We start from the raw sequence: 12,792 nt of genomic DNA on the forward strand, positions 1-12,792 counted from the left end.
CATACACAAAGCAGAAAACCGATGCACTTGGGCAAATGCTACCGTGTGGGGCGCGTCCGATTCAAATGGAGCTTGCTTTTGCCGTCCATTTGTCCAGCGCCGTCTCGTCGCTGTCACGCGCATCGACCCAGCGCGCGCCTTCGGGCGTGTCTTCCTTCTTCCAGAACGGCGCTTCCGTCTTCAGGTAATCGATGATGAACTCGCAGGCGGCGAAGGCCTCGCCCCGGTGGGCGGACGAGACCGCCACCAGCACGATCTGCTCCTGCGGCAGCAGGGGTCCCACGCGGTGGATCACCAGCGCGCCGGACAGGGGCCAGCGCTGCCGCGCCTGCTCGACGATCGCCACAATGGACTTTTCCGTCATGCCCGGATAGTGCTCGAGCTCCATGGCGGCCACGTCCAGCCCCTCGTTCATGTCGCGCACCGTGCCGACAAAGCCGACGACGGCGCCCACCTTGGGGTTGCCTGCACGCAATTGTGCAATTTCTTGACTGAGGTCAAAATCGGCTTGCTGGATGCGGACGGAAGTGCTCATTTGGCGTGGCCTCCTATGCGCCGCAGCAGGGTTTCGATGCGGCTGGCCGTGCGCGCATCGGTGGCGGCGGCTATCGTGCACAGCTGCATCAGCTGCGACACTTGCGTAAGCGGCTTCTGGCCTGATTTGAGTGACGATTGCAGCACTTCCACCTGCATTTTCAGACGCTCGCGGGCAAACTCGGCGCCGCTGTCGACGCCGGCGACGATTTCCAGGCGCAAGACTTCATCGAGCAAGCGCTCCTGGTTGGCCTGCAATTGCTGCACGTAGGCGGTGCTGCCCTCGCCCAGCGCGGCCTGGGCGGCGGCAAAGCGCTGCTGCAGGCTGCGTTCATATTGCGTGTCCAGCGCTGGCAAGGCGCTCCAGCGCTCACTCCACGCTTGCGCGTCGGCGCCGGCGTCACCCTCAGCCAGTGCGGCTTCCAGCGCCTGCACCAGGCGCAGCTTGTCGCGCAGGGCGTTGACCTGGGCCGCACCGGCGCGCTCGGCGATGGCGTCCGCTTGCGCTTGCACGCCGGCGACAGCCGCCTGGTAGCGCTGTTCGATCTTCGCTTCGTTGGCGCGCGGCACGGGGCCCGTGGCATTCCAGGCGGCGCGCGTGTCGCGCAGCAAATGGTGGATGAAGGCGCTGCGGCTCTTGTCATCGCCCTCGGGCACGACGGCCGTTTCCAGCGCGGCGCACAGCGCTACACGCGCATGCAGATGTTCGCGGCGCTCGTGGTCGGCCGCGTGGGCCGTTTCCTTGCGCTTGGCAAAAATATCGTCGCAGGCGGCGCGGAAGCGCTGCCACAGCGCCTGTTCCGCGCGGCGCTCCAGCGGCAGGGCTTTCGCCAGTTCCTGCCATTTGTCCTGCAAGGCTTTCAGCATGTCGACCGTATTGCGCTCGGACGGTTTGAGCAAGCCCACTTCGACGATCAATTGTTCGCGACGCGCCGTCTCGATCTGGCGCTGCGTGTCCAGCGGCTTCGACAGGGCGTCCAGCGCGGCGCCAAACTCCGTATCCAGGCGCTTCTTTTCCTTGCGGTCGATGGTGCCCAGGCGCGTCCACGCCTGGCGCAAACGCTGCGAGGCGGAAGCAACGTGTTTCCAGTCGGTACTCTCTTCGGCCGCCAGGGCCGCCGTTTCCGCGATCAGTTCCTGGGCCTTGGCCGCATTGCCGTGGCGCTCTTCGGCCAGCTGCTTGAAATGCTGGGCCGCCGGTGCGTACGCGAGGCTGCAGGCCGCGTCGAAACGCTCCCACAGGGACTTGGGCGCGGGGCCGGACAAGGTGTCGAGCGACTTCCAGCGCTCGCGCAGGCTGCCCACTTTCTTGGCCAGCTCGGCCATCGGCAGTTCTTGCGCCGGCAATTCCTCGCCCGCCTTGACCAGTTCCTCGCGCGACACGTTGCCGCCCCAGCGCGCCCAGTCGGCCAGTTGCTTGAATTGCCCGCGAACATGGGCCAGGCGATCCGCTTGCGCTGACGTCAGGCGGCCGTGCTTGCTATCGCGCAAAACTTTGTCGTGCTCGGAGGCCACGTGCAGCAGGCCTTCCTGCAGCGCCGCTTCCATGGCGTCGAGCATCTTGACGAACTGCTCCGTCGCTTCTTTCGACACGGGCGCGTGTTCCTGGCGCGGCTTGCGCGGCGCCGGTTCGGCTTCTGGCGCTGCAGCCAGCACGGGCGCCGGCGCGCTGGCCAGCAGGGCTGCAAATTGCTGCTGCAAGCTGTCGGACAAACTGGATTCGGGCAGGCGCGGCAGGGCTTGCCAGGCGCGTTTCAGGGTATCCACGTCCAGGGTGGCGGCATCTTGCGCCTGCCATTCGGCCAGCGCGGCCTGGCGCGCATCAAACACGGCCTGGTGCTGCTGCAAGGCTTGCAAGGCGGACTGCGCCTGTTCGCGCGCCTGGATGAAATCGCTTTCCAGGTGTCTCGGCAGCGAAGCGCGTTCTGGCGATTGCGCATGTTGCGCATGTTCCGCATCCAGGCGGGCCAGCGCCTGCGCCAGTTCCCCGGCGGTCTGGCCATTGCTCGCCAGCGCGCGCGCGGCGGCGACGGCGTCGATCACGGCGCGCTGCAACACCACTTGCGCTTCCAGGCGGGCTGCCAGCGCGGCACGCGCGGCGGTAAAGGCGGTCGCCAGTTCGGGCGCGGCCTTGATGACTTGCCATTGGCGGTCCAGTTCGGCTACCTGGTTCGGGCTCAGCTTGTCATCGTTCAGCAGGCGCTGGGCGGTATCGATGCTGGCCTGGGCGCGCTGGGTTTCCGCCGCCTGGTGGCGGATCAGGTCGATGCGGCCTTGCATCAGCTTGGCCACGCGGCGGTCCGTATTGCGCATGGCCTGGTGGACTTTTTCCAGCAGGTGCAAGGCATGGACGTGTTCGGCCGCGATCAGGCGGGCATCGGCAAATTCGCTGGACACAATGAATTCAAAGGCGGCGGCTTCGTCGCCCGCAACGGCGTGGGCACGCGCAACCTGTTCGGCGCGGCGCGATGCGCTCTGCGCCGAGGCGGCGGCCTGCTCTGCCACAACAGGGTCTGGTGCGGAAGGCTTGCTGGCAGAACGCTTGAAAAGAAATTCGAACATGACGGGTTTCGCGTGGATCAAAAACACCATCATAACAAAGCCCGGGGTATTACATCGGACAGGTCTGTACAAGTTGCCAAATGAGTAACGCAACATGTCTCCCATGCTGGCACCTTCGCAAAATCAGGAGCGTGGAGCCGGCGCAAACAACGGACGGACGGGGGTGTGCGCTCGCTACCCGCTCAAGCCTGCGCGCGCAGCGGCTGTGGCACGGCAGGCAAGGCATCCGCGGCGGCGGTGCCGGCGATGCCCGGGGTTTCAGCGGCGTCAGCAGGCGTGCCCGACGCAGGTAAGACGAAAGGCAGCACTTGCGCCTTGCCGCGGCGTGCTTCGTGCGCGCGCGCATCGTGGGCGAGGAACTGATAAGCGATGGCAAACCACGCTTCGCCCACGATGACCTTGCGCGCCAGCGCGAACAGTTCGCGCTCTTCTTTTTCCAGGCGCTGCAGCAAGGCCGCGCAAAAGGTGTCGATGGCCGCGCACAGCTGCTCGGCCTGCTGCTCGGAGCTGTCGAGGGCGGCACCTGCGCGCTGCTGCACGACATTGATGCTTTCCAGCGCCGCGTGGTTCAAGCCGTTGAGCTCATTGAGCAAGCCATCGGCATGCGGCGTGGCCTGGCGAATGGCGGGGATCAGATACATCTCCACCTTGCGCCAGTAGCCCCCCTGGTACAGCCGGTTCAGCCAGTCGCCCGTGTACTGCAATTGCGCCAGGCTCAGCCTGCTTTGCTGGCGCAGCTGCATCTGCATGTATTTTTGAAATGCCAACAAACTCATGCGGATACTTGCCTGTTCCACCGACAGGGAAACCAATATATATGTTGCCGTAAGCATGTACTCACTCCCGAAATCGCACTGAATGTCTCAGCCTGGAAGTGAAAGTGTAAAGACTACCGACAGGGGCGGGTTTGATCCAGCACAAACCTGCGGCTAGCCCCCCTGTACTTTTTTTAAGGCGCGCGCAGCCCGATATGCAAGTTGACCACGCCCGGCTCTTCCGACGGCGAGACTTCGCCGCCAAAACTTTTCACCAGCCGCTGCATGCCCTTGTTGCGCGCCATCGCCTCGCCCACCAGCGCTTCCGTGCCGCGACTGCGGAAGTAGTCGACCAGCTTTTCAAACAGGATGTGGCCCAGGCCCTTGCCTTTCAGGGCCGAACGCACGGCGATGGCGAAATCGGCGTGGATATTGTCCGGATCGGCCACGGCGCGCACCACGCCCAGGGTCTCCGGCTTGCCGTCCGGCCCCGTGTGCGTGGCGATGAAGGCCATGGCGCGGTCGTAATCGATCTGCGTCAGGCGCGCCAGCTGGGACACGGGCAGCTCGCGCATGGAAGTGAAGAAGCGCAGGCGCACGTCGTCCGGGTCCAGCGCGTGGAACAGGTCCATGTGCTGCGGCGCGTCCTCGGGGCGGATGGGGCGCAGCAGGATGGGCTGGCCCATCCACGTCACCTGCTCTTCCAGCTCCTGCGGATACGGGCGGATGGCCAGGCGGTCGCTCTTCTGGCCCGGCTGCAGACGGATGCGCGCATCGAGGGCGATCACGCCGTCAGCGTCGGCCACCAGCGGGTTGATGTCGAGTTCGGCCAGTTCGCCGATGTCGGCCACCAGTTCGGCCACCTGGATCAGGGTGTAGCAGATGGCGTCGATGTCGGCCGGCGGCTGGTTGCGGTAGCCGGCCAGCAGTTTCGACACGCGCGTGCGCGCCAGCATGTCGCGCGCCAGCACCATGTTCAGCGGCGGCAAGCCGATGGCGTGGTCCGCCGTCACTTCCACGGCGATGCCGCCCTGCCCCACCAGGATGACGGGACCAAATGCGGCGTCCGTGGTGACGCCGACGATCAGTTCATGCGATTGCGGCCGGCGCGCCATCTGCTGCACCGTAAAGCCGTCGATCAGCGCATCGGGGCGCATACGGCGCACGCGCTTGAGCATGGCGGCGGCGGCCGTGCGCAGGATGTCGGGCGTGTCGAGGTCGAGCGCCACGCCGCCCACGTCGGATTTGTGGGCGATGTCGGGCGAATGGATTTTCAGCGCCACCGGGTAGCCAATGTCCGTCGCCACGGCCAGCGCCTCTTCCACGTCGGCCGCCATGCGCGTCATCGCCACGGGAATGCCGTAGGCGGCCAGGATTTCCTTCGAGCGGCATTCGCCCAGCACCGTCTGGCCGGCCGCCAGCGCGGCGGCGACGATTTCGCGCACGCGCGCGCGGCGCGGCGTGGCCGACATGGGCAGCTGCGCCGGCACCTGCATCAGGGTTTCCTGGTTGCGCCGGTACTGTACGATCTGCATGAAGCCATGCACGGCCTTTTCCGGCGTGTCGTAGGTGGGAATGCCGGCCCGGTTGAAGACCTGGCGCGCAGGCGCCACGGTGGTGCCGCCCAACAGGCACGACAGCACCGTGCGCGAAGTGGCCTTGATCAGCGGCGTGACGGCTTCGGCGATGTCGATCGACGAGACCATGGCCGTGGGCGCGTGCAGCAGCAGCAAGGCGTCCGCCTGAGGCTCGTCGAGCAGCGGCTTGATGGCGTCGACATAGCGCTGCACGGGCGCGTCGCCGGGCAAGCCCACGGGGTTGTCGTGCGACCAGCCCCGTGGCAGGGCCTTTTCCAGCGCAATCACGGTATCGGGTGACAAATCGGCCAGCTTGCCGCCGCTGCCCACCAACGCATCGGTGGCCATCACGCCCAGTCCCCCGCCATTGCATAAAATCGCCAGGCGCTCGCCGCGCTGGGCGCGGATATGCGTGAGGGTTTCCACAGCGTCGAAGAGTTCCTCGGCCGAATACACGCGCAGCATGCCGGCGCGGCGGATGGCCGCGTCATACACGGCGTCGGAACCGGCCAGCGCGCCCGTATGCCAGGCAGCCACCGCCGCGCCCTCCGCCTCGCGTCCCGCCTTCAGGACGATGACGGGCTTGCTGCGCGCGGCCGCGCGGGCCGCCGACATGAATTTGCGCGCCGCCTGGATGTCTTCCATGTACAGCAGGATGGCGGCCGTATCGATGTCGCCGGCCAGGTAGTCGAGCAGGTCGCCGAAATCGATGTCATAGCTGGCGCCCAGCGAAATGAACTTGGAAAAGCCCACGCCGTGCGCATTGGCCCAATCAAGCACGCCCGACACCAGCGCGCCCGATTGCGAGACGAAGGCGATCTTGCCGCTGGTCGCGCCCAGGTGGGCGAAGCTGGCGTTCAGCCCCAGTTTCGGCACGAGTAAGCCCATGCTGTTGGGCCCCAGGATGCGCAGCAGATGCGGCTTGGCCGCCTTCAGCATGGCCAGGCGCAGCGACTGCTCGCGCACGGGGTCGAGGCCGGACGTCATGACGATGGCGGCGCGCGTGCCCAGCGCGCCCAGTTCGCGGATCAGGGCCGTGATGGTGGCGGGCGGCGTGCAGATGATGGCCAGGTCCGGCGCCTTCGGCAGTTGCGCCAGCTTGCGGTAGCATTTCAGGCCCATCAGCTGGTCGTACTTGGGATTGACGGGCCAAATCTCTCCTTGGTAGCCGCCGCCCAGCAGGTTATACAGGGCGATGGCGCCCAGCTTGCGTTCGCGCGCCGTCGCGCCGATCAGGGCCACCGAGGCCGGCTTGAACAGCTTGTCGAGATTACGGATACTCATGTTCTGGCCTCATGGATTGCCGGAGCGGCTGCTCCAGTGTATAGGATGCGTTGCCAAAAAAATTTGACCTTGTCGCGCGTTTCGCAAAAAACCAGGTACCTACCAGCGCGAGCGGTGGCTTTCCGTCACCCCGGCCAGCTGCGCCACAATGCGCTTGGGCGACTCCGCGCTGGTGCGCACCCAGCCGCTGAAAGTGCCGATGGGCTGGATGTAGCGGCTAGCGGCGATCCACAGGTTCTTGTCCTCGCGCCGCGCCCCTTCCGGCTTGAAGTGCAGGTCCAATAAATCGTCGTCCGTCCACACATGCCATGGCGCCAGCGGGTTGTCGGGATTGAAGTCGAAATGCGCACGGCCCAGCGGATACAGCTGGCCGTCGAGCCACAACGCGTTTTCATGTGCGCCGAAATAGCCGGCCTGCAGATTGAAACCCAGCTCCAGGCTGTGCGCCGAAGCCCAGCGCCATTCCGTTTCGCGCGCCAGCAAGCCGTTCGAATAATCGAAGCTGGCCACGCCGTCATCGAGGCTGTAGCCCATGGCGCCGCAGCGCACGCTGCCCCACAAGGGCAGGCCGCCCGACTTTTGTGTCGCATGCACGCTGCCGCCCTCGCCCACTGGCCCCACGGCCAGCAAGGTGGGCGCCACGGGCGGGCCGAATTCCGCATCGATGCCGAAATGACCGCAATCGAGCTGCAGGCGGTAGCGCTGCTGCGGCTGCGCTTCGATGGAAATCACTTGCGAGAGGAAACGGAAACGGCTGCTGGCAGCAGCATGCGGCGCTACCGATGCGCACAGGCCGGGAATGCCATCCTGCGAAAAGGCGGCCACGATCTTGCCCTTGTGGCGATCGAAGGCATACGCGAACGCGGTGCTGGTCCAGCCCAGGTCAACGATGGCCACGCCGCAGAACAGGGTGGGCGTGGACAAGGCCACGTAATGCCAGCGCTTGTGGTGGAACAAACGCCAGAGGGCGCCGCGCGCGTGCGGCGGCGCCAGCGCGGCCCAGTCGAATGCGTTCAATTGCCCCGTGTAGCGGCCAAAACGGGGCTGACCGGCGGCGTCTAGCAGCGCGGGCGGGGCTGGTGGCAGCATCATGCGGCCCGCCTTGCGGCAGCGCCGCTGTCGTACAGGGCCTCGGCCAGCTGCGCGCCAAATAGCGCCGGCTGCGCTTGCGCAATATCAATATCCGGGCAGGCATGCCAGAGCGCCAGCCGCTGCACGGCGCCAGCCACGTCCTGCACCAGGCGAGCACTGAGGCGCACGCCGTCTTCCAGCGCCAGCGACTTGATCTCGAAGCGCCCCTGCGCGCGGTGCGCCTTGGCGTCCAGGCGCCCCACCAGCGCGCCGCGGCGCAAAATTGGCAGGGTGAAGTAACCATGGCGGCGCTTTTCGGCTGGCGTATAGCATTCAAGCCGGTAGTCGAAGCCGAACAACTCGAGCACGCGGCGCCGGTCCCAGACGACGGGGTCGAACGGTGACAATATCGTCGTCAGGGTGGGCGCCAGCTTGCCGGCGGCCGCGTCGCGCGCCAATTGCGCATGTTCCGCATGCACGTAGACAGCGTCAATCCAGCCGGCCACCGTGCAGCGCAGCAGCGCGCCCTCCTCCACCAGTGCCTGCAAATCGTGCGCCAGGCTGGCCCGCGCTTGTTTCGTGCGGAAGTAGTCGCTGATCCAGCTTGCCCGCGCCAGGCCCAGCGCCTTCACGCTGGCCAGCAGCAGGTGCCGGCGCACCTGTGCTTCGGGCGGCAGCAAGCCGTCGTGCCAGCCCGGCAAAACGCGTTCGGCCAGGTCGTAATAGCGCTGGAAATTGTGGCGCTTGGCGATCATCAGCACGCCCGACGTAAACAGCACTTCGAGCGAGCGCTTTTCCGGCTTCCAGCTCCACCAGCCGCCCGCCTGGCCATCCGTGCGCTCAAAATCAGCGGAGCGCGCGGCGCCGTTGACGCGGATGTGCTCCAGCACGGCAGCCACGGCCTCGCCCTGCTCGGCCATCCACTTTACCGAGTATTTCCAGCCCATGGCCGCCGGGTCCAGCATGCGGTGGCGGTACAAGCCGTAATCCTCGATGGGCACGAAGCAGGCTTCATGCGCCCAGTATTCGAACAGCGCGCCCTCGGCCAGCAGTTGCTCCAGCCACGGCTGCGGATAATCGCCCAGCCGGCTCCACAGCACCAGGTAGGGGCTGCGCGCCACCACGTGAATGGTGTCGATCTGCAGCACGCCCATCTGGCGCACGGCGGCCAGCACGTCGGCCTTGACGGCCTTCTTGCGGCGCGCCTGCAGCAATCCCTGCGCGGCCAGGTGCAAGGCGCGCGCGGCAGCCAGCGATAAAGGGGGGAGGTCGGGAGAAATGTGCTTGTCTGGGCTGTGCATAGCTGAAAGATACCGCATTCCGCGTGACACTTGCACGTTTTATCGCTATCGGATCCCCCGGCCCTTGCCCACCTTGCCCGGCAACGGCACGCAGCCCAGGCGCACGATACCGCAGCCGACGACAAGCAGGCGCTGCGCATTCCCGGCCAGCTCACGCCAGGACATTCGCATGGGTGTACCTGCGGGCGCGTTTGCAGCTGGCGACCAGCTTGTTAAGAATCTCTTAAGAACTTCTGCGCATGATTCGGAGCGAAATATTTTTTGGGAAGCCAGGTCTGTAATTGTAAATGATTCTTATTGCTTTCATGATTCCCATTACCTCAGAAATACAAACCAATAACTAATCAACCCTCCAGGAGTTTGCATGTCCAACAGCACCCGCCGCGCGCGCCTGCCGCGTCCCACCACCCTGGCCCTGGCTTTGGCCGCCCTGTCCTGCCTGCCGGCTCACGCCCAGACGGGCACGCCTGCCAGCATGCCGGAAGTAGTGGTCTCCGCCTCCGGTTTCGAGCAGGATATCAAACAGGCGCCGGCCTCGATCACCGTGCTGACGCGCGCCGAGCTGTCGAAAGAGCGCTTCGGCAACCTGACACAGGCGCTGGAAAGCGTGGAAGGCATCGACGTGGGCGCGGCGGGCGACAAGACGGGCGGCATGAACATCAGCATCCGCGGCATGCCCAGCGACTACACCCTGGTGCTGATCGACGGGCGCCGCCAGAACGCGGCCGGTAACGTCACGCCGAACGGCTTCGGCGGCACGCAAACGAGCTTCATTCCACCGCTGGCGGCCATCGAGCGCATCGAGATCATCCGCGGCCCCATGTCGACCCTGTACGGTTCGGACGCCATGGGCGGCGTGATCAACATCATTACGCGCAAGGTGGGCAAGCAGTGGATGGGTTCCGTCTCGGCCGACTACACCTTGCAGGAAGAATCCGATTTCGGCGACGTGAAAAGCGGCCGCTTCTACCTGAGCGGCCCTCTCGCCACCGACCTGCTGGGCCTGTCCCTGCGCGGCAGCAAGCAGCGCCGCGACGCGGCCGACATCCGCCACAGCAATGCGGCCGGCGAGCAAGTTCCCGCCAGCATGGGCGCCAACCCCGTGCGCGCGGACATTGAAAACTTTGGCGCGCGCCTGGCCTTCACGCCGAACCGCTACCACACCGTCATCCTCGACGCGGACGCGGGCCGCCAGACCTACGACAATTCGAACGGCCAGCTGGGCAAGCAATCGGTGCAGGGCGGCTACGGCCCCGAGCAAAAATACAAGCGCGACCAGTGGACTCTGTCGCACACGGGCCGCTTCGGCTTCGGCACCCTGGACAGCAGCTACATGGTAAACAAGACGGAAACCCTGGGCCGCACGATTCCGCCAGGCACGCCAGGCGCCGTCGCCGGCAGCGCGCGCACGCTGGAAGTGGAAAGCCAGGTCTTCGATACCAAATTGGTCATGCCTTTGGGCAAACACATGGCCACCATCGGCGCGCAATGGTGGAAAGCGGAAATGACGGATGGCGTGGCGCCGAAAAAATTCGAGTTCACGCAAAAAGCCCTGTTCGTGGAAGACGAATGGCAGGTGCTGGAGAATATCGCGCTGACCTTCGGCGCCCGCTATGACGATCACAGCATCTTTGGCGGCCAGACCAGCCCCCGCGCGTATGCCGTATGGAACGCAGCACCAAGCTGGACCATCAAGGGCGGCGTCAGCAAGGGCTACAAGACGCCGCGCGTGGAACAACTGTCGCCAGGCATCAACGGCTTCGGCGGCCAGGGCACGATCCCCCTCGTCGGCAGCCCGGACCTGAAGCCGGAAACTAGCACGACGACGGAAATCGGCGCGTATTTCGACAACTTGGCCGGCTGGACCGCCAGCGGCACCGTGTTCAACAATACATTCAAGGACAAGATCACGACGGGCACGGGCCTCGTCAACTGCGACTACCGTCCATCGCCGAACCGTCCCGGTTGCGTCAGCTTCGGCAACTGGCCCAACGTCGATGCGTTTGGCCAGTCGGTCAACGTGGATGAGGCCGTCACGCGCGGCGTCGAGCTGAACACCCGCTTCCCGCTGGGCAAGACGCTGTCGGCCAGCGCCAACTACACGTACACGGAAAGCGAACAGAAGAGCGGCAGCAACGCCGGCAAACCCCTGAGCGACACGCCCAAGCACGCCGTCAACGCGCGCCTGTCGTGGGATATCTCGCGCGAATGGAACGGCTGGCTGCGCGCAGAGTACCGCAGCGAGCGCTTCCGCGATCCTGGCACCTCGGCTTCCACGCGCGCCGCCAAGGCCGCGCTGGGCGACTACAAGGGCTACACCATGCTGCACCTGGGCAGCAGCTATCAGCTGAACCAGCGCGTGACCCTGAACGCGGCCGTGTACAACCTGCTCAACAAGGACTTCATCGACTATCAGCCGTACCGCGCACCGGCATTGACCTACGCCAACCGCTATGTCAACAGCATGGACGGTCGTCGCTTGTGGCTGTCGGCCAGCGTGGATTTCTGATGAGGTAGTCAATCACCATCCGACGGGCTGCCTCAGGGCGGCCCGTTTTTTCGTCAAGCCGCTTTAGGCTTGTCGATGCAATAACCGATCGCATGCACGGTGCGTATCAAGTCCCGACCCAGCTTCTTGCGCAGGTGGTGGATATGCACTTGCACGGCATTGCTTTCCACTTCATCACCCCAGCTGTACAGGTTTTTCTCCAGCTGTTCCCGGCTCAGCACCCGGCCACCGTGTTCCAGCAGCAGTTGCAGGATGCGAAACTCCTTCACCGTCAAGGCCACGGGCAAGCCCCCTTGCGTCACCTGCCGGTCCGCGATATCGAGCACCAGGTCGCCGTGCACGAGGTTTTCGCGCAGGCGACCGGCGGCGCGCCGGCAGGCGCTGCGGATGCGCGCGGCCAGCTCGTCGAGGTCGAACGGTTTCACCAAAAAATCGTCGGCGCCCGCGTCCAGGCCGGCGATGCGCTCGCCCACCTTGTCGCGCGCCGTGACAATCAGCACGGCGCCGCTGTAGCCATTGTCGCGCAGCACGCCCAGCGCCTGCATACCGTCCTGCCCCGGCAAGCCCAGGTCGAGCAGGATGCAACCATAGTCGTGCAGACGCACGGCCGTGTGCGCCTGCTCAGCGCTCGTGACCCAGTCAACGGCATAGCCGCCCTGTTCCAGGCCGATCTGCGTGGCGCGGCCCAGTTGCGGGTCGTCTTCAGTCAGCAAGATGCGCATGGGTGGGGAGCCGGGCGGGCCGCTCAGTCCTTTTTCTTGATCAGGCCGGCCAGCGCGGCGAAGGGATTGTGCGTGGCGGGCGCCACCTCGGCCGACAGCAGGCCGGCGCCACGGTCCGCTTCCAGGTAGCGCGAGTGCTCATTGTCGTGGCAATACAGGCACAGCAGTTCCCAGTTGCTGCCGTCCGGCGGATTGTTGTCGTGGTTATGGTCGCGGTGGTGCACCGTCAGTTGTTGCACGTTGGCACGCGTAAATTCGCGCATGCAGCGGCCACACACCCACGGATACATCTTCAGCGAGCGCTCGCGGTAGCCGCTCTCGCGCTGGTCGGCGGCGCGGCGCGCTTCGGCCACGATCTTGTCCAGTCTTGCCGCGTCGGGCTTTTTACTCTGCATGACAACTTTCGATATGGGAGGTAGAAGCGCTCATTTTAATGAGGATGGGGGCGCAATTGTACTTTTTCTGCCACGCCGCCAG

General features: G+C 65.4%; 9 protein-coding genes and 1 pseudogene. 1 reads left to right on the plus strand and 9 read right to left on the minus strand.

What is annotated here, in order from left to right; translation table 11 throughout:
* Nucleotides 1–61: 61 nt before the first annotated feature.
* The 7 genes and pseudogenes from moaE to ACQ4WP_RS19310 all read right to left on the minus strand — a co-directional run bounded on the left by moaE (nucleotide 62) and on the right by ACQ4WP_RS19310 (nucleotide 9,255).
* Nucleotides 62–535 carry a molybdopterin synthase catalytic subunit MoaE gene (moaE, locus tag ACQ4WP_RS19280; protein WP_436523416.1) on the minus strand — a complete coding sequence of 158 codons (474 nt, stop codon included), beginning with the start codon at nucleotides 533–535 and terminating at the stop codon, nucleotides 62–64.
* On the minus strand, nucleotides 532–3,096 hold the full coding sequence (locus tag ACQ4WP_RS19285; protein WP_436523418.1) for a DUF349 domain-containing protein: 2,565 nt from the start codon (nucleotides 3,094–3,096) through the stop codon (nucleotides 532–534). The genes moaE and ACQ4WP_RS19285 overlap by 4 nt, the downstream gene beginning before the upstream one ends.
* A 182-nt stretch (nucleotides 3,097–3,278) precedes the next feature.
* On the minus strand, nucleotides 3,279–3,929 hold the full coding sequence (locus ACQ4WP_RS19290) for a hypothetical protein (RefSeq protein ID WP_436523420.1): 651 nt from the start codon (nucleotides 3,927–3,929) through the stop codon (nucleotides 3,279–3,281).
* Nucleotides 3,930–4,045: 116 nt separating this feature from the next.
* Nucleotides 4,046–6,712, minus strand: a complete 2,667-nt coding sequence (locus tag ACQ4WP_RS19295; protein ID WP_436523422.1) for a bifunctional acetate--CoA ligase family protein/GNAT family N-acetyltransferase — start codon at nucleotides 6,710–6,712, stop codon at nucleotides 4,046–4,048.
* Nucleotides 6,713–6,874: 162 nt separating this feature from the next.
* Nucleotides 6,875–7,804: pseudogene (locus ACQ4WP_RS19300) on the minus strand (DUF2804 domain-containing protein); the annotation flags it as partial.
* Nucleotides 7,801–9,084 (minus strand): winged helix-turn-helix domain-containing protein, encoded by a 1,284-nt coding sequence (locus ACQ4WP_RS19305; protein ID WP_436523424.1) that lies wholly within the window; start codon nucleotides 9,082–9,084, stop codon nucleotides 7,801–7,803. The pseudogene ACQ4WP_RS19300 and the gene ACQ4WP_RS19305, both read right to left, overlap by 4 nt.
* Nucleotides 9,085–9,129: 45 nt before the next feature.
* Complete coding sequence (locus ACQ4WP_RS19310) at nucleotides 9,130–9,255, minus strand: hypothetical protein (protein WP_436523426.1); 126 nt, start codon at nucleotides 9,253–9,255, stop codon at nucleotides 9,130–9,132.
* 193 nt (nucleotides 9,256–9,448) lie between these two features.
* On the opposite strand from ACQ4WP_RS19310, the gene ACQ4WP_RS19315 reads away from it, so the two are divergent.
* Nucleotides 9,449–11,593 (plus strand): TonB-dependent receptor domain-containing protein, encoded by a 2,145-nt coding sequence (locus tag ACQ4WP_RS19315; RefSeq protein WP_436523428.1) that lies wholly within the window; start codon nucleotides 9,449–9,451, stop codon nucleotides 11,591–11,593.
* Nucleotides 11,594–11,646: 53 nt separating this feature from the next.
* Here ACQ4WP_RS19315 and ACQ4WP_RS19320 read toward each other — a convergent pair whose 3' ends face one another.
* The gene (locus tag ACQ4WP_RS19320) at nucleotides 11,647–12,315 is read right to left on the minus strand and encodes a response regulator (protein WP_436523429.1); all 669 of its coding nucleotides are present in this window, start codon (nucleotides 12,313–12,315) and stop codon (nucleotides 11,647–11,649) included.
* Between the two features lie 23 nt (nucleotides 12,316–12,338).
* Nucleotides 12,339–12,710 carry a YajD family HNH nuclease gene (locus ACQ4WP_RS19325; RefSeq protein ID WP_034755042.1) on the minus strand — a complete coding sequence of 124 codons (372 nt, stop codon included), beginning with the start codon at nucleotides 12,708–12,710 and terminating at the stop codon, nucleotides 12,339–12,341.
* Between the last annotated feature and the right edge of the window lie 82 nt (nucleotides 12,711–12,792).

This window comes from Janthinobacterium lyxosi (assembly GCF_051380665.1).
Lineage (GTDB): Bacteria > Pseudomonadota > Gammaproteobacteria > Burkholderiales > Burkholderiaceae_D > Janthinobacterium.